15 protein-coding genes are annotated in these 18,013 nt (G+C 69.2%); 11 read left to right on the top strand and 4 right to left on the bottom strand.

Translation table 11 applies throughout. The features are described from left to right. Positions 1 to 155 precede the first annotated feature (155 nt). On the top strand, positions 156 to 1,574 hold the full coding sequence (locus tag QQK83_RS09495) for a mannose-1-phosphate guanylyltransferase/mannose-6-phosphate isomerase (RefSeq protein ID WP_284263655.1): 1,419 nt from the start codon (positions 156 to 158) through the stop codon (positions 1,572 to 1,574). Between the two features lie 84 nt (positions 1,575 to 1,658). Beyond that, positions 1,659 to 2,843, top strand: a complete 1,185-nt coding sequence (locus tag QQK83_RS09490) for a glycosyltransferase family protein (RefSeq protein ID WP_284263649.1) — start codon at positions 1,659 to 1,661, stop codon at positions 2,841 to 2,843. Positions 2,844 to 3,479: 636 nt separating this feature from the next. Here QQK83_RS09490 and QQK83_RS09485 read toward each other — a convergent pair. The 3 genes from QQK83_RS09485 to QQK83_RS09475 form a co-directional block, all read right to left on the bottom strand. Beyond that, positions 3,480 to 4,178: a sulfotransferase family 2 domain-containing protein gene (locus QQK83_RS09485; RefSeq protein ID WP_284263648.1), complete on the bottom strand. Its 699-nt coding sequence runs from the start codon at positions 4,176 to 4,178 to the stop codon at positions 3,480 to 3,482. Positions 4,179 to 4,181: 3 nt separating this feature from the next. After that, positions 4,182 to 7,361, bottom strand: a complete 3,180-nt coding sequence (locus QQK83_RS09480) for a glycosyltransferase (RefSeq protein ID WP_284263647.1) — start codon at positions 7,359 to 7,361, stop codon at positions 4,182 to 4,184. Positions 7,362 to 7,485: 124 nt separating this feature from the next. Continuing rightward, the gene (locus QQK83_RS09475; RefSeq protein ID WP_284263646.1) at positions 7,486 to 8,184 is read right to left on the bottom strand and encodes a TetR/AcrR family transcriptional regulator; all 699 of its coding nucleotides are present in this window, start codon (positions 8,182 to 8,184) and stop codon (positions 7,486 to 7,488) included. A gap of 332 nt (positions 8,185 to 8,516) precedes the next feature. Between QQK83_RS09475 and QQK83_RS09470 the strand changes: the two genes are divergently transcribed. From QQK83_RS09470 to QQK83_RS09435, 8 genes are all read left to right on the top strand, one after another. Further along, positions 8,517 to 9,362, top strand: coding sequence for an ABC transporter ATP-binding protein (locus QQK83_RS09470; protein ID WP_284263645.1), 846 nt, complete (start codon positions 8,517 to 8,519; stop codon positions 9,360 to 9,362). A gap of 25 nt (positions 9,363 to 9,387) precedes the next feature. Continuing rightward, positions 9,388 to 10,638, top strand: a complete 1,251-nt coding sequence (locus QQK83_RS09465; protein ID WP_284263644.1) for an ABC transporter substrate-binding protein — start codon at positions 9,388 to 9,390, stop codon at positions 10,636 to 10,638. Then, positions 10,635 to 11,477 carry an ABC transporter permease gene (locus QQK83_RS09460; RefSeq protein ID WP_284263643.1) on the top strand — a complete coding sequence of 281 codons (843 nt, stop codon included), beginning with the start codon at positions 10,635 to 10,637 and terminating at the stop codon, positions 11,475 to 11,477. The genes QQK83_RS09465 and QQK83_RS09460 overlap by 4 nt, the downstream gene beginning before the upstream one ends. 29 nt (positions 11,478 to 11,506) lie before the next feature. Next, complete coding sequence (locus QQK83_RS09455) at positions 11,507 to 12,043, top strand: OsmC family protein (protein ID WP_284263641.1); 537 nt, start codon at positions 11,507 to 11,509, stop codon at positions 12,041 to 12,043. Positions 12,044 to 12,155: 112 nt separating this feature from the next. Continuing rightward, entirely contained in the window at positions 12,156 to 13,301 is a 1,146-nt protein-coding gene (locus QQK83_RS09450) for an acyl-CoA dehydrogenase family protein (protein ID WP_284263639.1), read from the top strand. A 56-nt stretch (positions 13,302 to 13,357) separates the two neighbouring features. After that, positions 13,358 to 14,209, top strand: coding sequence for a sulfurtransferase (locus QQK83_RS09445; RefSeq protein WP_284263638.1), 852 nt, complete (start codon positions 13,358 to 13,360; stop codon positions 14,207 to 14,209). 33 nt (positions 14,210 to 14,242) lie between these two features. After that, positions 14,243 to 14,713 (top strand): cyanase, encoded by a 471-nt coding sequence (gene cynS / locus QQK83_RS09440; RefSeq protein WP_284263637.1) that lies wholly within the window; start codon positions 14,243 to 14,245, stop codon positions 14,711 to 14,713. Between the two features lie 69 nt (positions 14,714 to 14,782). Beyond that, the gene (locus tag QQK83_RS09435; protein ID WP_284263636.1) at positions 14,783 to 16,036 is read left to right on the top strand and encodes an NAD(P)/FAD-dependent oxidoreductase; all 1,254 of its coding nucleotides are present in this window, start codon (positions 14,783 to 14,785) and stop codon (positions 16,034 to 16,036) included. Positions 16,037 to 16,046: 10 nt separating this feature from the next. On the opposite strand, the gene QQK83_RS09430 is transcribed toward QQK83_RS09435, so the two are convergent. After that, positions 16,047 to 16,934, bottom strand: a complete 888-nt coding sequence (locus QQK83_RS09430) for a MurR/RpiR family transcriptional regulator (RefSeq protein ID WP_284263635.1) — start codon at positions 16,932 to 16,934, stop codon at positions 16,047 to 16,049. 92 nt (positions 16,935 to 17,026) lie between these two features. Between QQK83_RS09430 and QQK83_RS09425 the strand changes: the two genes are divergently transcribed. Continuing rightward, on the top strand, positions 17,027 to 17,998 hold the full coding sequence (locus tag QQK83_RS09425; RefSeq protein WP_284263634.1) for a TAXI family TRAP transporter solute-binding subunit: 972 nt from the start codon (positions 17,027 to 17,029) through the stop codon (positions 17,996 to 17,998). Positions 17,999 to 18,013 lie beyond the last annotated feature (15 nt).

The following is an 18,013-nucleotide window of genomic DNA, read 5'->3' as shown; positions in this document are numbered from 1 at the left end:
CGGCCCTGCCGGGCCCGCCCGGCCCGTGCCGTGACGCGGCGTGACGCGGCGCTGCCACGGCTGCGAGGGACTGGACATCGGTGCCGGCTTCGGGGTGTATCCCCGCGGCAATCCATGATCTGTTACCGGCGAGTAACGGGGCGGCAGAGGTGACCATGACCCAGACGATCACGCCGATCATCCTGTGCGGCGGAAGCGGCACGCGGCTTTGGCCCCTGTCGCGCAAGAGCTATCCCAAGCAGTTCTCGGACCTCGTGGGCGAGGGGACGCTGTTCCAGGCCTCGGTCGGGCGCGTCGCGGGCGCGGGGTTCGCGCGGCCCGTCGTCGTGACCGCGTCGGATTTCCGTTTCATCGTCACCCAGCAGATGACCGAGGCGGGTGTCGATCCCGCCGCGGTCCTGCTCGAGCCCGCGCCGCGCAACACCGCGCCCGCGATCCTTGCGGCGGTGCTGCATATCGTGGCCTCCGACCCCGGCGCGCTGGTGCTGGTCACGCCCTCGGATCACGTGGTGGCCGATGTCGACGGCTTCCGCGCCGCCGTCGCCGCCGGGGCCGAGGTGGCGCAGGCGGGGCGGATCGTGACCTTCGGCATTCGCCCGGACCGGCCCGAGACGGGCTATGGCTATCTCGAGCTGGAGGGCACAGGCGACGGGCCGCAGCCGCTGCGGCGCTTCGTCGAAAAGCCGGACGCGGCCACGGCGCAGGCGATGCTGGAGGATGGGCGCTACCTGTGGAACGCGGGGCTGTTCCTTGCGCGGGCCGATGTGCTGATCGCCGCCTTCACGGCCCATGCGCCTGCCGTGCTGGAGGCGGTGACGCGGTCGCTTGCGGGCGCGCAGCCCGACCTGGGGTTCCTGCGGCTCGACCCGGCGGCCTGGGCCGAGGCCGAGGATATCTCGATCGACTACGCCGTGATGGAGCGGGCCGAGGGATTGAGCGTCGTGCCCTTCGCGGGCGGCTGGTCGGACCTCGGGGGGTGGGAGGCCGTCTGGCGCGAGATGCCGCGCGACGCGGCCGGTGTCGCCAGCCGCGGGCCGGTGCAGGCGCTGGAGTGCCGCAACACGCTGCTTCGGTCCGAGACCGAGGGGCAGGTTCTGGTGGGACTCGGGCTGGAGGACATGATCGCCGTGGCGATGCCCGACGCGGTGCTGGTCGCGCCGATGGACCGCGCGCAGGACCTGCGGCAGGCGGTCTCGGCGCTGAAGGTGGCGGGGGCGCGGCAGGCGACGGAGTTTCCCAAGGATCACAGGCCCTGGGGCTGGTTCGAAAGCCTTGCGCTGGGCGAGCGGTTCCAGGTCAAGCGCATCCTCGTGCATCCGGGCGCGGCGCTGAGCCTGCAGAGCCACCACCACCGCTCGGAGCACTGGATCGTCGTGCAGGGCACGGCGAAGGTGACGGTCGAGGACCGCGTGACGCTGTTGTCCGAGAACCAGTCGGTCTACATCCCGTTGGGCGCGGTTCACCGGCTGGAGAACCCCGGCAAGCTGCCCATGGTGCTGATCGAGGTGCAGACCGGCGCCTACCTGGGCGAGGATGACATCATCCGCCACGAGGATGGCTACGGACGCGGGTGAGGCACCGCCCGGCGGGGCGCGGCCAGCAAGGGGGCCAGCAAGGGGGCCAGTAACGGGGCCGGTATGCGGCCCGAGGTAGGCGGTATGGGTGTCACGGGTGTTCTGATCATCCACAATGACAGCGCGTTGCTGGGCCATGTGCTCGCCTCGGTCCGCCCTCTCATCGACCGGCTTGTCGTGGTGGACGGGGCCTATGACTGGGTCGCGCCGGTCTGCCGCCTGGCCGGCGAAGACCCCGAGCGGTCGACCGACGGGCTGCTCGAGGTGCTCGCGGACTCGGGCATCCCGTATACCCGTATCTGCGGCACCTGGCGCAACGAGACCCACAAGCGCCGCGCCTCGCTCGAGGCCTGCGACAGCGCCCGCGTCATGCGCATCGACGCCGACGAGATCTACGCGGTGGACCCCGCGCGGCTGGAGGCGTTCTGGCATTCGCCCCATGCGCTTGGGGCGCTGCAGGTGCCGCTCCTGGTGCATCCCGACGCGATCCTGACGGGGGGCGGCGATGCCCCCGTGCCGCGCGCGCCGATCTTCATGAACCTCGCGCGGGCGGGGATCGACGATATCCTCGCGGGGATGTGGCTGGTCCGGCCCCGACACGAGGCGACGGGCCGGGCAGGGGCCGCGAGGGTGCATCCGCAGGCGCTGGGCATGTGCTACCACCTGACCGCCTTTCGCCCCGCCGGGGCCGCCTACCGGCGTGCGCGGTTCTATTGCCTCGTCTCGATGCGGATCGCGGGCAAGGTGGGTCTGGGCCTCAACCGGCCCTTCGCGGGGGACGGGGAGATGCTCGAGATCCTGTCGGACCTCGATCCGGGGGCGGTCGACCTGGCCTTCAGGCTGCACCGGATCGCCGCCTGTTTCCCCGAGGTCGGACCGCGGCAGGCGCTGCGGGTTTTCGAGCTGCCGGGCGAGGGGATGCCGGCGCAGATCCGCGCGATCCATGCCGACATGCTCGCCAGCCAGGCCGAGAAGACGCGGGCGCATCTGGACCGGGAGCTGGTGCTGTTCGCGGGGCGGCCCTGTTTCCTCGATGTCACGCGGGAGGTCGCGGCGGGGCGTGGTCTGCGGCTCGAGAGCCTCGACGGGGGGGCTTCGACCATGCGGCTGCATCTCGACCACGGGCTTGCGCGGGAGACGGTCGAGGCCGGGGATCGAGGGATGATCGCGGCCACGGAGGGGATGGCCCGCGCCCGGCGGGCGGTTCTGGAGCTGTCGGTTCATCCGCCGCAGGCGGCGACGGGCCGGGCGCGGCTGGCTGTGAGGTGATCCGGGCGGATGCCGGGGGCATGGGATGCCGGGGGCGGTGTGGACGGGAGGCCTCGGTGCGATGGGGTGTGATCCGGGCGGGATGGTCGGGTCCAGCCTTGCCGGATCGGGAGTGTCGGCACGGGGCGCTTGGGAGAGGTGGCCGCGCAGGTGTTCGGTATCTTCGCCGCGTCGGGGGGCGGCTATCGTTGGCGAGAGGTTGGGGTTCGGCGGGCGCTGCTGGCGGTTTCAGGCTGTCACGGGGAGCCATGGGTCGGGCGCGGCTCGTCGTGAGGTGACCGGGCTGGCGGGGGCATGGGATGCCGGGGGCGGTGTGGACGGGGGGCGGGAGCCCTCGATGTTACTGGGATTGATCCGGGCAGGGTGGTCGGGGTCCAGCCTTGCCGGATCGGGAGTGTCGGCACGGGGCGCTTGGGGGAATTGGTCGTGCCGGTGCTCGGTATCTTCGCCGCGTCGGGGGGCGGCGGGCGATGCGACGGGAGGAGGGCCAGAGTTCGGCGGGCGGTTCCGGGGGGCTCCGTCCGTGGCAGGGGGCCGCGCCGCTGACGGGATAGCCGAAGGTGCAGAAATCCTCGGCGTCATGGGCGCTGATCCGGGTGGGGTGGTCGGGGTCAAGCCCGAGCCTCGCCGGATCGGTCAGGGCCCCGCGCCGGTGACGGGGTAGCCGAAGGTTCGGAAATCCTCGGCGTAATGCGCGTTGATCCGGGCGAGGAGGTCGGGGTCCAGCCCGAGCCGCGCCGGATCGGGGCTGTCGGAGCGGTTGGCGTGGGGGAAACGGTCGGGCAGGGCGGTTGTGTCGGCACCGCGGCGGGCCAGTTCCTGCCGGATGGTCGCGGTCGCGGTTTCGACCTCTTCGATCCTGAACCAGTGCAGGCCTTCGGCGAGGTGCCCGCCGAGCTTCAGCCAGTCGCATTGCGGGCGGAACATGCCGTCGGGCCCCGGCAGGCGCGTGAAGAGGCCGGAGGCCACGAAGTCGGGGAAATCCGCGAAGGAGATCATCATCCGGCGCAGTTCGGGGTTGTAGCCCTCCCATCGCCGCAGGAAGGCGAAGATCGAGGCGAGCCGGGCATAGGGGTTGCGCACGAAGCTGAAGGTGAACATGTCGCCCGCCGCCGGGCGGGCCATGTCGATGGCGGCCTGCGCCTCGGCCAGCGTGGAGTGCTTGCGCAGGCCGTGACGCCGCGCGTAGGCGCGCTGGATCTCTTCGCCGAACTCGGTTCCCCCGATCTCGAGGTCGAAGGGGCCGTTCAACGGCGCGAGGTAGCGGGTCACGCTGGTTCCGGCGGATTTCGGGATGTGGATGAAGGCGAAGCCGACCGATCGGTTGATGATCATGCCTCAGACCGCCCCGAAGAGGTCGATCGCCTCGAAGGCGGCCTTCATCTTGTCGCGGCCCGCCGCGAAGGAGAAGCGCGCGGCGACGTAGTCGCGCCCGGCCGTCGAGATGGACCGCCACATCGCGTCGTCCTCGGACAGGGCGAGGATGGCATCGGCCCAGGCGCGCGGCGTCTCGGCGATCAGGCAGTCATGGCCGGAGCGCAGGCCGATCCCCTCGGCGGCGATGGGGGTGAGCACGGTGGGGATGCCGTGGGCCATGGCGCTGAGAACCTTGCCCTTGATGCCTGCGCCCGACAGCAGCGGCGCCACGAAGATGCGGTGCCGGTCATAGGCATCCGACAGCTCTTCGACGAAGCCCGCGGGGTCGATCCGGTCCGAGGCCAGCGCGGCGATGTCGGGCCCCATGCCGGAGCCGTAGATCGTGAGCCGGGTGCGCGGCCCCTCGAGCTGGGGCATCACCTCGGCGCAGAACCATTTGACGCCCTCGGTGTTGGGGTGGTGGTTGAAGCTGCCGAGGAAGGACAGGCCGCGCCGCCTCTTCAGCGGCGGCACCGTCTCGGGGACATGCACGACCCAGGGGCAGGTCATGACGCGGGCGCGCCCCTCGGTGTGGGAGGCGATGACGGCGTGTTCGACCTCGTTGTAACTGAGCACGAGATCGGCGGCGGTCATCATCTCGAGTTCCTGCTCGCGCACCGCGCGCACCGCCGCCAGCCGGTCGGGATCGCCCGCGGCGAGGGCCGTGCGCAGCTCGCGCAGGAAATGCAGGTCGGCGTTGTTGAGGATGATCCGCGCGCGCGGGTTCAGCCTGCGGATCAGGTGGATTGTTTCCTGCGCGACGTAATAGCGGGTGATGTAGACCGCATCGAATTCGGCGGCGCGTTTCTCGAGGAATTCCTGCACCGAGAGATGGAAGGGGGCATAGACCATCTCGACGCCGCTGTTCTGCATCTCGTCGGTGTAGCTGCCCAGATGCGCGAGGTTCTGCGGCAGGAAGGTCACCTTGTAGCCGAGCGATTGCACCAGCTCGATCTCGCGCCGCGCGGCATGGGAGCCTGCGTCGCGGTCCTCGCGCGGGGTGGTGTAGTCGATGAAGAGCACGCGCCCGACGATGCCGCGGTCCTTCTCGAGGTCGGGCTGATGCCCCTCGCGCCCGAAGCCGGCATAGGCGTTGGTCCAGCGCCGCTTGAAGCGGGGGCGGTTGATTTCCTGGTATCGCTTGAAGCCGGTCGCGGGGTCGGTGCCGCTGGTCACCCCCTCGAAGTGATAGACGACCGAGGCGGGGACGAACCATGTCTTCAGCCCGGCCTCGCGCAGCTTGAAGGCAAGGTCGGTGTCCTCGAAATACATCGGCTCGAGATAGGAGGACAGGCCGCCGACCTTGTCCCATGCCTTGCGCGTGGTCATCAGCGCTGCCCCGGACAGGTAATCGGCCTGCCGGGCGTAGCAATAGCGCGGGTCCCAGGGGTTGCCGCCGTTGCCGTAGTTCCAGGGGTTGCCCGAGTTCCAGACGATGCCGCCCGCGTCCTGCAGCCGGCCGTCGGGGTAGATCAGCTTTGCGCCCGCAAGGCCGACATCCTCGAACCGGTCGAACGCGTCGACCAGCGCGTCGAGCCAGCCGACCGTCACCTCGGTGTCGTTGTTGAGCAGCGCGACATAGGTGCCGCGCGCGGCGGCGACGCCCGCGTTGCAGGCGCGGATGAAGCGTTGCGGCTCGGTGTTGCGGATCACGGTGATGCCCGACACCAGCGTCTCGATCTCGGCGGTCTCGTCGCCGGAGGCGTCATCGACGACGATCACCTCGAAGCTGGTCCGGTTGTGGGCCACCAGAAGCGCGCAGAGCGCGTAATAGGTGACGCGCACCTGGTTGTGGGCCGGGACGATCACCGAGACGACCGGCTCGGCGACCTCGGGAAAGGCGATGGGACGCAGCGCGAGCGTGTCATGGGTGCGGTCGAGCGTGTCGAGCGCGGTCACCAGCGCGGAGGGGTCCAGCCCCTCGACCGGCTGGGCAAGATGGGCGCGCAGGGCCCGGTAGCGGTGGTTGGCCCGGACCGTCAGGTCGGTCGGAAAGGGCGCGCGCGTCTCGCGCGACAGGACGTCATGCGGGGTCAGGATGCGCGGGGCCAGCACCGGCAGCGACAGGAACACCTGGCTGCCCGACGGGTCACGGATCGAGACCTCGACGATCTCGCCCTTCAGGCAGCTGTCGGGCAGGCGAAGGGTGGTTTCCTCGGGGCCGATCTGCGCCGCGCCGACGCGCGCGCCGTCGATCCAGAGCGACATGGCCTGCGCCCGCGCTGCGCGCAGGACCAGCGAATGCCCGTAATCGTCGCACAGGGTGACGGCGTTGTCCTCGGGGGCGAAGACCTCGAGCGTCTCGTCGCCGAGATGCAGGGTGACGGGGGCGTCGGCGGGGGCGCGGAAGGCGGGCACCCGCGCCCGGAACCAAGCCCGGCCCGCACCGGGGCCGATGGCCCGCTCGCGGGGCCGGATCGTCGCCGCGCGCTCGGCCTGCTCGCGGATCTGCGCATCGGCGATGAAGACATAGGGGTAATTCTCTTCCTCGTCGGGGCGGTATTGCAGGTAATTGACCTGCATCTTCACGCTGCAGCCCGTGCGCCGGAACGGCAGCGGCACGAGGACATGCTGATACCCCTCGATCGACCGGCCGCCGCGAAAGCGGGGGTCCAGCGGCAGGGTCACCGTGGTCGGGTGTCGCCCGTCGGCGTGGTCGAAGGTGACGAGAAGCTCGGCCTTGCAGCGGTGCGAGGCGATCCACGCCTCGAACACCAGCGCCGCATCGGCGGCCTGCACCGTCAGGGTCTGGGCGATCTCGATCACGTGCGGGCGGTCGAAGCCGTCGACGCGGATCTGCACCGTCCGGCCATCCTCGAGCGCCCAGTCGACCAGCCCGTTGACCTGCGCCTCGCCGCCGAAGCTGGTCTTGCGCCCGTCGGCCAGCCGTTCGGTCAGCGGCACGCTGCCGGGCAGGAAGGAGAAGGATCTGCGCAGGGGCACATGCGGCGGGGAAAAGCCGGGGTCGTCGACCGGCTCCAGCGCCACGGCCCCCTCGGCGCAGCGCAGGCGCAAGCCGGCCTCGAGCGCATCCTCGGCGGCGTGAACCAGAAGCTCGCCATCGGCGAGGATCACGGTTTCGACGATTTCCGGGATGGTCATCGATACGCACGCGGTTGACTGGCTACGCTTTCGTTGGACCGAACTCGGGCCCAATAGTCAAGTTGCGCCTGGGGTTTGGCCGGTGCGCGGGTGCGGCCGTGCCCCCGATGCCAGCGCCATTGCGCTACTTGCGGGCGCTTGCCGGGGCGTGGCTGCGCAGCAGCAGCATGGCAAGGCCGCGCGCCTGGCGGGCGTAGCCGGGGTTGCCGCTGGCCTGGGCTGCCACGATGGCCCCGTCGATCAGGATGGTGAACTGCGCGACGGTATCGGCCGGGTCGGGGGTGCCGACCATCTCGGCCTGCGCGGCGATCCAGCCGTTGAGGTGGGATTTGTGCGCCGCGAGGATCTTGCGCAGCCGGGCGTTGTTCACGTCGAACTCGCCCAGCGCGTTGATGAAGGGGCAGCCGAAGAAATGCGGGTCGGCGAACCATGTCCCGAGGATGTCGAAGACGGCGAGAAGCCGGTCTTCGGCGGTGCCCTCGACCTTGGCCATTTCCGAGAAGAACCAGCTGCGCCAGGCCGCACCCTCGCGTTCGAGGACGGCTTCGATCAGCTGCTCCTTGTTGCCGAAATGCTTGTAGAGCGAGGTTTTTGCCGTGCCCGCGCGGCGCGCGATGGCATCGACGCCCGTCGCCTGGAAGCCGTGGTGACAAAAGAGCCACGAGGCGGCGGCGAGCACCCGGTCGGGCGTGGTGGCGCGGTAGCGCGCCGAACAGACGGTGCCCGCGCCTGCGCAGAGGTCATCGAGCGGCATCGGCGCCTCGGCCGTGGCCGGGGTTGCGGCGTCGGTCGCCGCGTCCGTGGGTGTCGGCCTGATGTTCATCGTCTTGGCTCGCCTGCATCGGGATACTGGATACCGTCCGGTTTCATTATCTCAGGTTGGAGTGCATCGCGCCAGAGGAAAGACCGCGGTTTCTTGTAGAAAAAGAATACAGATCGGTATCCGATTCTTGCCTTTGGGTCGGGCGGGATTCGGCCGGCCGAAGGCGATCTTCGCTCATAATTGAGGCAAATGCCGTTAGAATCGGCCTGTTTTGCCGCCTTTTCGTGGCTGTGCCGGGTTATCGGGTGCTGCGGCGCAGAGAAGCTTGGACAAAACAGATCGGTTTCCTGACCGTCGATACAGAACAGTCCAGATCCGGCCGGGAGGCATCCATGACCCACCACGCGCAATTCGCCACCGCCAAGGTGCAGGGCGCAGCCGAGGCCGCGGTCGTGCCCGTGCCCCCCACCACGAAAGGCGCAACCCCGATGGCCACCGGTGCCCATGTGCAGATCGACGGCCTGTCGCACCGCTACCGGGGGATGGCCGCGAATTGCCTCGACGACATCTCCATCACCGTGCCCGCGGGGCAGGTTCTGGCGCTGGTGGGGCGCTCGGGGTGCGGCAAGTCCACGCTGCTGCACCTGATCTCGGGGCTGATGCAGCCCGCCGAGGGCGGCGTATTCATCGACGGCAACCGGGTGCAGGGCGCGTCGCCGCGCTGGGTCGTGATGTTCCAGGCGCCCTCGCTCTTTCCGTGGATGACGGTGGCGCAGAACGCGGCGCTTGGGCTGCGCTTCGCGCGGCGGACCGCCGAGATCCCCGAGCGCGTGCCCGCGCTGCTCGAAATGGTGGGCCTGTCGGCCTATGCCGACCGCAACGTGCAGGACCTGTCCGGCGGACAGCAGCAGCGTGTCGCGCTGGCGCGGTCGCTGGCGACGCAGCCGGACCTTCTGTTGCTCGACGAGCCGTTCTCGGCGCTCGACGCCTTCACCCGCCGCGCGCTGCAGCAGGACGTGCGCCGCATCGCCAAGGAGTTGGGCCTGACGGTCGTCCTTGTGACCCATGACATCACCGAGGCCGCGATCATGGCCGACCGCGCGCTGATCATGGCCCCCGATCCGGGGCGGATCGTGACCGACACGATGCTCGACCCCGGCCCCGAGCGCCACCGCGACAGCCCGGCCTTCGAGGCCGAGCGCGCGCGGCTTGCCCATCTCTTCGAAACAACCGCCTGACACCCCCCGCATAGGAGTTGCCACCATGACCGATGACGATCTGCGCCGCGCCGAACTGGACTGGGCCCGTGCCGCCTATGCCCATGATTATTCCCGCCGGGGGGCGCTTGGCCTTCTGGGCAAGGGCGGCATGCTTGCCGGGCTTTCGGGTCTTCTGTCGAGCCTGCCGCAGATGTCCTACGCGCAGGAGGACGAGGTCGTGCGCATCGGCTACCTGCCGATCACCGATGCCACCGCGCTGCTGGTGGCGCACGCCAACGGCTATTTCGCCGACGAGGGGCTGGAGGCCGAGGACCCCACGCTGATCCGGGGCTGGGCGCCGCTGATCGAAAGCTTCGTGGCGAACCGGTTCAACCTTGTCCATTTCCTGAACCCGATCCCGATCTGGATGCGCTACAACAACAACTTCCCCGTGAAAGTGCTGGCCTGGGCGCACACCAACGGCTCGGGCGTTGTCGTGGGCGAGCACACCGACATCACCGATTTCGCGGGGCTGGGCGGCAAGCAGGTCGCGGTGCCCTTCTGGTACTCGATGCACAACATCGTGCTGCAATACGCGCTGCGCCAGTCGGGCATCACGCCGGTGATCCAGGACCAGTCCGCGCCGCTGGCGCCGAACGAGTGCAACCTGATGGTCATGCCGCCGCCCGAGATGCCGCCGGCGCTCGCGGCCCGCTCGATCGACGCCTATATCGTGGCCGAGCCCTTCAACGCGCTGGGCGAGGTGATGGCCGGGGCGCGGATGCTGCGCTTTACCGGCGACATCTGGAAGAACCACCCCTGTTGCGTGGTCGCCACCCATGAAGAGGCGATCACCGCGCGGCCCGAGTGGGTGCAGGCGGTGACCAACGCGGTGGTGCGCGGCGCGATCTATGCCTCGCAGAACAAGGCCGAGGTCGCCCGGATGATCAGCCGGGATGGCCGCGGCTACCTGCCCGCGCCCGCCGAGGTCGTGGAACGCGCGATGACGCATTACGATGGCGTCGAATACGGCGAGACCGGCGCGCTGACCCATGGCGACTGGGGCAACGGGCGGATCGACTTCCAGCCTTGGCCCTATCCCAGCGCGGACGCGCTGACCGTCACCTACCTGCGCGAGACGGTGGTCTCGGGCGACGCGGCCTTCCTGGCCGATCTCGACCCGGCCTTCGTGTCGGAGGACCTGGTCGACCGCAGCTTCGTGCGGAACGCGGTCGAAAGCTTCCCCGAATGGCTGGATGATCCCTCGGTCAACCCCGGCAACCCGTTCGAGCGTGAAGAGGTGCTGGCGCTGTGACCGATGCGGCCTACACCCCTGACGACACCGTCGTGACCGAGGCCGACACGGCCCGCGCCGATGCCCTTAGGGGCATGGCGCGGAACCTGGGTATCTCGATGCTGGGTCTCGGCATCCTCGGGGCGCTCTGGGCCTTCGGCGGCTGGCTGATCACCCAAAGCGACGGGATGCGCGCCTTTGGCCAGCTTGCGCCGGGCCCCACGCTCGAGCGGCTGTGGGACATGATCCAGCGGGGCGAGATCTGGCCGATGTCCGCGCCCAGCCTCGAGCGCGTCGGCTGGGGGCTGGCTATCGCCATCGCGGCGGGGGTGCCCATGGGCATCCTGATCGGGCGGATCGGCTGGCTGCGCGACCTGTGCAATGCGCCGTTCCAGCTGCTGCGGATGATTTCGCCGCTTTCGTGGATGCCCATCGCTGTCATGGCGTTCTCCACCTGGGACGGCGCGATCATCTTCCTGATCGCGGTGGCCGCGGTCTGGCCGATCCTGTTCGCCACCGCCGCGGGGGTGCGCCGGATCGACCCGGCCTGGCTCAAGGTCTCGCGCAACCTGGGCGCCAAGCCGGTGCATCTTCTGGTCTACGTGATCCTGCCCGCCATCGCGCAGGACATCCTGACCGGCATCCGGCTTGCGCTCGGCATCGCTTGGGTCGTGCTGGTGCCCGCCGAATACCTCGGCGTCTCCTCCGGCCTTGGCTACGCGATCAACGATGCGCGCGACAGTCTCGACTACGCCCGTCTCGGTGCCACCGTCCTTGTGATCGGTGTCATCGGCTACGCCCTCGACACGCTCTGCATGCTGGCGATCAAGCGCTTCAGCTGGCTGCGCAGCGACACCTGACAACCAAATCCCAGAAGGAGGAACCAACCATGGGTGAACCCGCAACCGTCCTGACAGGCTGCCTGGCCCCGATCGACAAGACCGGCCTGGAAGGGCTGATCGAAAAGGGCAAGGCCGACCCCAAGGCGATCAAGACGCTGTCGTGCAAGACCGTCGCCGAGGGCCGCTTCCGCCACGCCAACTACATCCGCGACCTGCCGCCCTACATCGTGGACGAGCCGCCGGGGCTCTTGGGCGACGACACCGCGCCGAACCCGTCCGAGGCGTCGCTGGCAGCCCTTGGCTCCTGCGTCTGCGTGGGGCTGCACGCCAATGCCGTCCATCGCGGGATCACGGTGAACAAGCTCGAGATCGAGATGGAGGCGGATCTGAACATCACCGCCGTCTGGGGCACGGGCGACCAGTCGGAAAAGCCGGTCGGTTTCACCGATGTCCGCATGAAGGTGATCATGGAGGCCGACGCCCCGCAGGAGGTCATCGACGAGCTGATCCAGCATGTCGCCAAGTGGTCGCCGGTGTTCAACACCTTCGCGCGCCCGGTGAACATGGAGATCGGCGCCGCCTGACCCTCTCCGATCCGGCTGCGGCCCCTGCGGTGGGCCGTGGCCGCCCCCTTCGATTCCATCCCGTCCGTGCCCCGTTGCGGCGCCCCGGATCGCCCAAGACAGGAGCAGCCCAATGTCCCTCGACCTTGCCATTGCAGACCCTACCCACGCCCTTGGCCTGCCCGAGCCTGCCAGCGTCCTTGACGCCGCCGACCGCATCGCCGCCGCCGATCTCGTGCCGTTGGTGCGCGCCATCGACGTGGACGGGCTTTACCCCGAAGAGGTGATGCGCAGTTTCGGCGCGGCGGGCGCGTTCCAGCGCCACCTGCCCGCGCCGGGCGGCGCGCTGGACCTTGATACCACCATCGCGGCCATGGCGCGCGCGGGGCAGGAATGCCTGTCGACGGCGTTCTGCATGTGGTGCCAATCGGCGCTGGGCTGGTACATCTACAACTCAGACAACACCGCGTTGCAGGCCGATCTGGGCGCGAAGGTCGCCACCGGCGAGATCCTTGGCGGCACCGGTCTGTCGAACCCGATGAAGACGCTCTTCGGGATCGAGACGATGAAGCTCAAGGCGACGCGGGTCGAGGGCGGCTATACGCTCCGCGGCACGCTGCCCTGGGTCAGCAACATCAACCCCGACGCCTGGTTCGCCGTGGTCAGCGAGATCCCCGAGGGCCCGCGCGCGGGCGAGCGGGTGATGATGGTGATCCACGGCTCGGGCGAGGGCGTGAAGCTGGTCGCCAACGATCATTTCGTGGCGCTGGAGGGCACGCGGACCTATGGCGTGCAATGCCGCGATGCCTTTGTCCCCGACGCACAGGTGCTGGCCGACCCGATCAACGCCTATATCCCGAAGATCCGCGCGGGCTTCATCCTGCTGCAGTCCGGCATGGCCTTCGGCATGATCGAGGGCTGCATCGCGCTGATGGAGCAGGTCCGCGGCCAGCTTGGCCATGTGAACAGGCATCTGCCCGACCAGCCCGAGCATTTCCGCGAGAAGCTGGAGGCGATGAAGGCCGAGGTCGCCGAGCTGACCAAGACGCCATACGACACCTCGCAGGAGTATTTCATCCGCGTGGTGCGGGCGCGTCTGGCCGCCGGGGACCTGTCGGTCGCGGCCGCCCATAACGCGATGCTCCACCAGGGCGCGCGCGGCTACGTCACCCACGGCGCGGCACAGCGCAAGCTGCGCGAAAGCTACTTCGTCGCCATCGTGACGCCCGCCACCAAGCAGTTGCGCAAGATGCTTGCCGACATGGGGGCCGAGGCCTGACCGCGGCCCCCTTTTGCAGACCGTTTCCCTTCCTCCCACCCGAAAGGACTGCTGCCATGACGAACACGCTGATTACGCCCAAGGACCTCGCCGCCATGGAGAACGTGGTGATCATCGACACCCGCGCGCCCGAGGCCTTTGCCGCGGGGCACATTCCCGGCGCGGTGAACCTGCACGAGATCTTCACCTTTCTCGCCACCTCGGACGCCGAGGGCATCGCCGAGATGACCACAACCTTCGCCGCGGCCTTCGGGGCGGCGGGCCTGTCGGGGGCCGAGACCGCCGTGATCTACGAGGGCTCGATGAACACCGGCTTCGGGCAGTCCTGCCGGGGGTATTTCCTGCTGGATTTCCTGGGCTATCCGAAAAAGGCCGTGCTGGACGGCGGCTATGACGCCTGGGTCGCGGCCGGCATGGACGTGACGACCGAGGCCTCGGTGCCCACGCCCGCCGACTTCCCGCTCGACCCCGCGGGGGCGACCGTGCTGCTGACCAAGGACGACATCCTGTCGGCGCTCGAGACCCCCGGCGCGGTGCTGCTGGACGTGCGGGACGTGGACGAGTGGATCGGCGAAAGCTCTTCGCCCTATGGCAAGGACTTCTGCCCCCGCAAGGGCCGCATCCCCGGCGCGCGCTGGATCGAGTGGTATCGCTTCATGAAGCCGACCGCCGAGGGACCGCGGCTCAAGTCGCCGTCCGAGGTGCTGGCGGAGCTGGCCAGCGTCGGGATCACCACGGACGACACCGTCTACCTCTACTGTTTCAAGGGCGCCCGCGCCTCGAACAGCTATCTCGCGCTGAAGCTCGCAGGGGTGAAGGACGTGCGCATCTATTTCGGCAGCTGGAACGAGTGGTCGCGCGACCCCGAGCTGCCGATCGACAGCGGCTATCCCGTCGCCGCCGAGTAATTCCCAAAGACCCACACCCGGAAGGACACCCCGATGAAAGACTCCGTTTTCGCCGATCCGATGATGGACAAGGACGATGTCGCGGCCATGGTGCTGGCCGCCAAGAAGCGGCTTGGCCTGAGCTGGGCCGAGATCGCCGAGAAGACCGGGCTGTCGCCCGTCTTCACCCATTCCGCCGCGATGGGCATGAACTCCATGCCCGAGGAGGGCGCGAAGAACCTTGTCGCCGCGCTGGAGCTGCCGGAGGAGGCCGTGTCGGTCCTGATGGACTACCCGACGAAGGTCTGGGAGCAGGCCGTGCCGACCGACCCGTGCATCTACCGCCTCTATGAAATCGTCGCCGTCTACGGACCGACGATGAAGGCGCTGATCCAGGAGGAATTCGGCGATGGCATCATGTCGGCCATCGACTTCGACATGAGCATTTCCCGCGTCGAGAACCCCAAGGGCGACCGCGTGAAGGTCGAGATGTCGGGCAAGTTCCTGAAATACAACACCTGGTGAGACCGGACCGGGCCCGGTGCCGCCGTTCTGGGCGGGACCGGCCCCGTGTCGTGAAGACGGACGGAACCCATGGCAGACAGAGACAGCGGCATCGTGGTGGTGGGCGCTGGGCAGGCGGCCCTGACGCTGGCCGAGACGCTCCGGCGCGGGGGAGAGACGCGGGCGATAACCCTGATCGGCGACGAGGCGCATCCGCCCTACCAGCGCCCGCCGCTGTCGAAGGCCTATCTCTCGGGCGAGATGCCGCGCGAACGGCTGTGGCTCAAGCCTGCCGATTGGTATGCGGCGCAGGGGGTCGACCTCGTGACCGGCACGGCGGTCACGGCCATTGACCGCGCGCGGGCGCAGGTCACGCTGTCGGATGGCGGCGTGCGGGCCTATGGGCATCTGGTGCTGGCCACGGGCAGCCGCCCGCGGCCCTTTCCCGCCGAGGCGGGCGGCGCGCTGCCCGGCGTCCACCTGATCCGCGGGATCGACGACATCGACCGCCTGCAGGCCGCGCTGGCGCAGGCTGCGCGCATTCTCGTGATCGGCGGCGGTTACATCGGGCTCGAGGCCGCCGCGGTCGTCCGTGGCCTCGGCAAGGCGGTCACGCTGATCGAGGCGGGGCCGCGCATCCTGGCGCGCGTGGCCTGCGACCGCAGCGCCGAGATGGTGCGCGCGCTGCACGCGGGGCATGGCGTTGACCTGCGCGAAGGGGTGGGCGTTGCCGCGCTGACCGAAGGCGCGGGGGGCGGCGTCGCGGGCGCGCGCCTGTCGGACGGGACCGAGGTGGCGGCCGATCTCGTGATCGTGGGGATCGGCGGCCTTGCCAATGACGCGCTGGCGCGCAAGGCGGGGCTGGCGTGCGGCGCGGGGGCGGGCGGTGTCATCGTCGATGCCCGGTGTCACACATCCGATCCGCGTATCCTTGCCATCGGCGATGTCGCGCTCTTCGATCTGGGGCAGGGTTTGATGCGGCTGGAAAGCGTGCAGAACGCCTGCGACCAGGCGCGCGCGGCTGCGGCGACCCTGCTGGGCCAGCCTGCGCCCTATGCGCCGGTGCCGTGGTTCTGGTCGGACCAGTATGACCGCAAGCTTCAGATCGCGGGGGTGAACATCGGGGCGGACCGCACCGTCTACCGGCCCGGACGCCAGCCCGGAACCGGCTCGGTGTGGTATTTCCGCGGGCACAGCTTCGTGGCCGTCGATGCGCTGTCGGATCCGCGCGCCTACATGACCGGCAAACGCTGGCTCGAGATCGGGGCGCAGCCCTGCCCCGAGCGGCTGGCGGATGCCGCCACGGACCTGCGCGAGGCGGTGGCCGAGGGGGCGGCGGCCTGAGCGGCGGCGGTCAGTCGCGGCCGGTCCCGACGTAATTGCCCATCTCGATCATGCGGCGTTCGAACTCGGCGATGCGGTCGGGGGCCTCGGGGCTGGCCGCGATCATCTCGGCCACGATCCCTTCGACCAGCGCGAAGCCCGCCCCGTGCGAGGGCAGGGGCTGCGGCCCGGCCATGGACAGGCAGAAGACGATCTCGGCCCCCTGGGCGATGGGCGATGCATAGCCGTCGGTTATGGCGATGACGCCGACGCCGCGGCGCAGGGCGGCCTGATGGGCGCGGACCACCTCGGCGGAGTAGAGCGAGAAGGTGATCAGCACGGCCACATCGCCCGGCCCGGCATGGGCGAGCGTGTCGGCGATGCTGCCCGGCTCGGCCAGCGGACGGTCGAAGTTCCCGAAGGCCATGCCGCCGGTATAGGCGAGGTAATGCGCGAGCGAGAAACAGCTGCGCACGCCGATGCAATAGACCCGCCGCGCCGCCACGAGCCGCGCCGCCGCCGCCGCGATCCGGGCGGCGTTGTCGCCCGAGAAGGCCTCGTCGAGGTTGCCATGCGCGGCAAGACGCAGATCCTCGATCAGCGAGCCCTCCGGATGCGCGCTGAGGCGCGCGGCGCGCGGGCCATACATGCCGCCCCCGGTCCTGAGCGCGTCCTGAAAGGCGCGCCGGCATTCCTCGTAGCCGGAAAATCCCAGGCCCACGGCCAGCCGGTAGGCCGTGTTCACGTTCGCGCCCGACAGCTCGGCCAGGCCGCGCACCGAGTGGAAGGCGATTTCCTGCGGATGCTCCAGCGACCATTGCGCAAGCCGCGCGATGGCGGGCGAGCCGTCGCGCGCAAGCTGGGCGAGGGCGCGCTTGAGGTCGTCAAGCGACCGGTCGGGGGCGGTGCTGATCGTCATGGTGAAACACTTGATTCCATCTCTTGACCCAATTCAACGATTTGTTTCATTGTGCGCAGACATCAGTGACCAGAAACAACAGGGAGCGGATCATGGCAAAGCATATCCTTGCCGGCGTGGTTGCGGCGGCGGCCGTCATGGGCGGGGGCGCGGCCTCGGCGCAGGACCAGACCTTCATCGCGATCGGAACCGGCGGCGTGACCGGCGTCTATTATCCCACGGGTGGCGCGATCTGCCGCCTCGTGAACCGGGACCGGGCCGAGCACGGCATTCGGTGCGGTGTCGAGTCGACCGGCGGCTCGGTCTTCAACATCAACGCGATCCGCGGCGGCGAGCTGGAATTCGGCGTGGCGCAGTCCGACTGGCAGTATCACGCCTACAACGGCACCTCGCGCTTCGAGGAGCAGGGCGCGTTCGAAGAGCTGCGCGCGGTCTTCTCGGTTCACCCCGAGCCCTTCACCGTCGTCGCCCGCGCGGATGCGGGCATCGAGACTTTCGAAGACCTGCAGGGCAAGCGCGTGAACGTGGGCAACCCCGGCTCGGGCCAGCGCGGCACGATGGAAGTGCTGATGGAGGCGATGGGCTGGACGATGGACGATTTCGCCGTCGCCTCCGAGCTGCAGGCCGCCGAGCAGAGCCAGGCGCTGTGCGACAACAACATCGACGCGATGGTCTACACGGTCGGCCACCCCTCGGGCTCGATCCAGGAGGCGACGACCGCCTGTGACAGCGTGCTGGTCACGGTGGCGAACGATGCGGTCGACATGCTGGTCGCGGAAAACCCGTTCTACCGCACGGCGACCATTCCCGGCGGCATGTATCGCGGCAATGACGAGGACGTCATGACCTTCGGCGTCGGCGCGACCTTCGTGACCTCGGCCGACGTGCCGGAAGAGGTGGTCTACACCGTCGTCTCGGCGGTTTTCGAGAACATCGACCAGTTCCGCAGCCTGCACCCGGCCTTTGCCAATCTCGACCCGGCGCAGATGGCGAGCGACGGCCTGTCCGCGCCGCTGCATCCGGGCGCCGAGCGCTACTTCCGCGAGGCCGGCCTGATCGAATGATCGGCCTGCCTTGAC

This window comes from Roseicyclus amphidinii, from assembly GCF_030163755.1.
Classification (GTDB): Bacteria; Pseudomonadota; Alphaproteobacteria; order Rhodobacterales; family Rhodobacteraceae; genus Roseicyclus; species Roseicyclus amphidinii.
The sequence above is the reverse complement of the archived record's forward strand: the minus strand, read 5'-3'. Positions and strand labels throughout refer to the sequence as shown.

Excerpts from the sequence above, each read along its gene's own strand:
- QQK83_RS09495 (WP_284263655.1), top strand. The coding sequence starts at position 156 with ATGACCCAGACGATCACGCCGATCATCCTGTGCGGCGGAAGCGGCACG.
- QQK83_RS09490 (WP_284263649.1), top strand. The coding sequence starts at position 1,659 with ATGGGTGTCACGGGTGTTCTGATCATCCACAATGACAGCGCGTTGCTG.
- QQK83_RS09485 (WP_284263648.1), bottom strand. The coding sequence starts at position 4,178 with ATGATCATCAACCGATCGGTCGGCTTCGCCTTCATCCACATCCCGAAA.
- QQK83_RS09480 (WP_284263647.1), bottom strand. The coding sequence starts at position 7,361 with ATGACCATCCCGGAAATCGTCGAAACCGTGATCCTCGCCGATGGCGAG.
- QQK83_RS09475 (WP_284263646.1), bottom strand. The coding sequence starts at position 8,184 with ATGAACATCAGGCCGACACCCACGGACGCGGCGACCGACGCCGCAACC.
- QQK83_RS09470 (WP_284263645.1), top strand. The coding sequence starts at position 8,517 with ATGACCCACCACGCGCAATTCGCCACCGCCAAGGTGCAGGGCGCAGCC.
- QQK83_RS09465 (WP_284263644.1), top strand. The coding sequence starts at position 9,388 with ATGACCGATGACGATCTGCGCCGCGCCGAACTGGACTGGGCCCGTGCC.
- QQK83_RS09455 (WP_284263641.1), top strand. The coding sequence starts at position 11,507 with ATGGGTGAACCCGCAACCGTCCTGACAGGCTGCCTGGCCCCGATCGAC.
- QQK83_RS09450 (WP_284263639.1), top strand. The coding sequence starts at position 12,156 with ATGTCCCTCGACCTTGCCATTGCAGACCCTACCCACGCCCTTGGCCTG.
- QQK83_RS09445 (WP_284263638.1), top strand. The coding sequence starts at position 13,358 with ATGACGAACACGCTGATTACGCCCAAGGACCTCGCCGCCATGGAGAAC.
- cynS (WP_284263637.1), top strand. The coding sequence starts at position 14,243 with ATGAAAGACTCCGTTTTCGCCGATCCGATGATGGACAAGGACGATGTC.
- QQK83_RS09435 (WP_284263636.1), top strand. The coding sequence starts at position 14,783 with ATGGCAGACAGAGACAGCGGCATCGTGGTGGTGGGCGCTGGGCAGGCG.
- QQK83_RS09430 (WP_284263635.1), bottom strand. The coding sequence starts at position 16,934 with ATGACGATCAGCACCGCCCCCGACCGGTCGCTTGACGACCTCAAGCGC.
- QQK83_RS09425 (WP_284263634.1), top strand. The coding sequence starts at position 17,027 with ATGGCAAAGCATATCCTTGCCGGCGTGGTTGCGGCGGCGGCCGTCATG.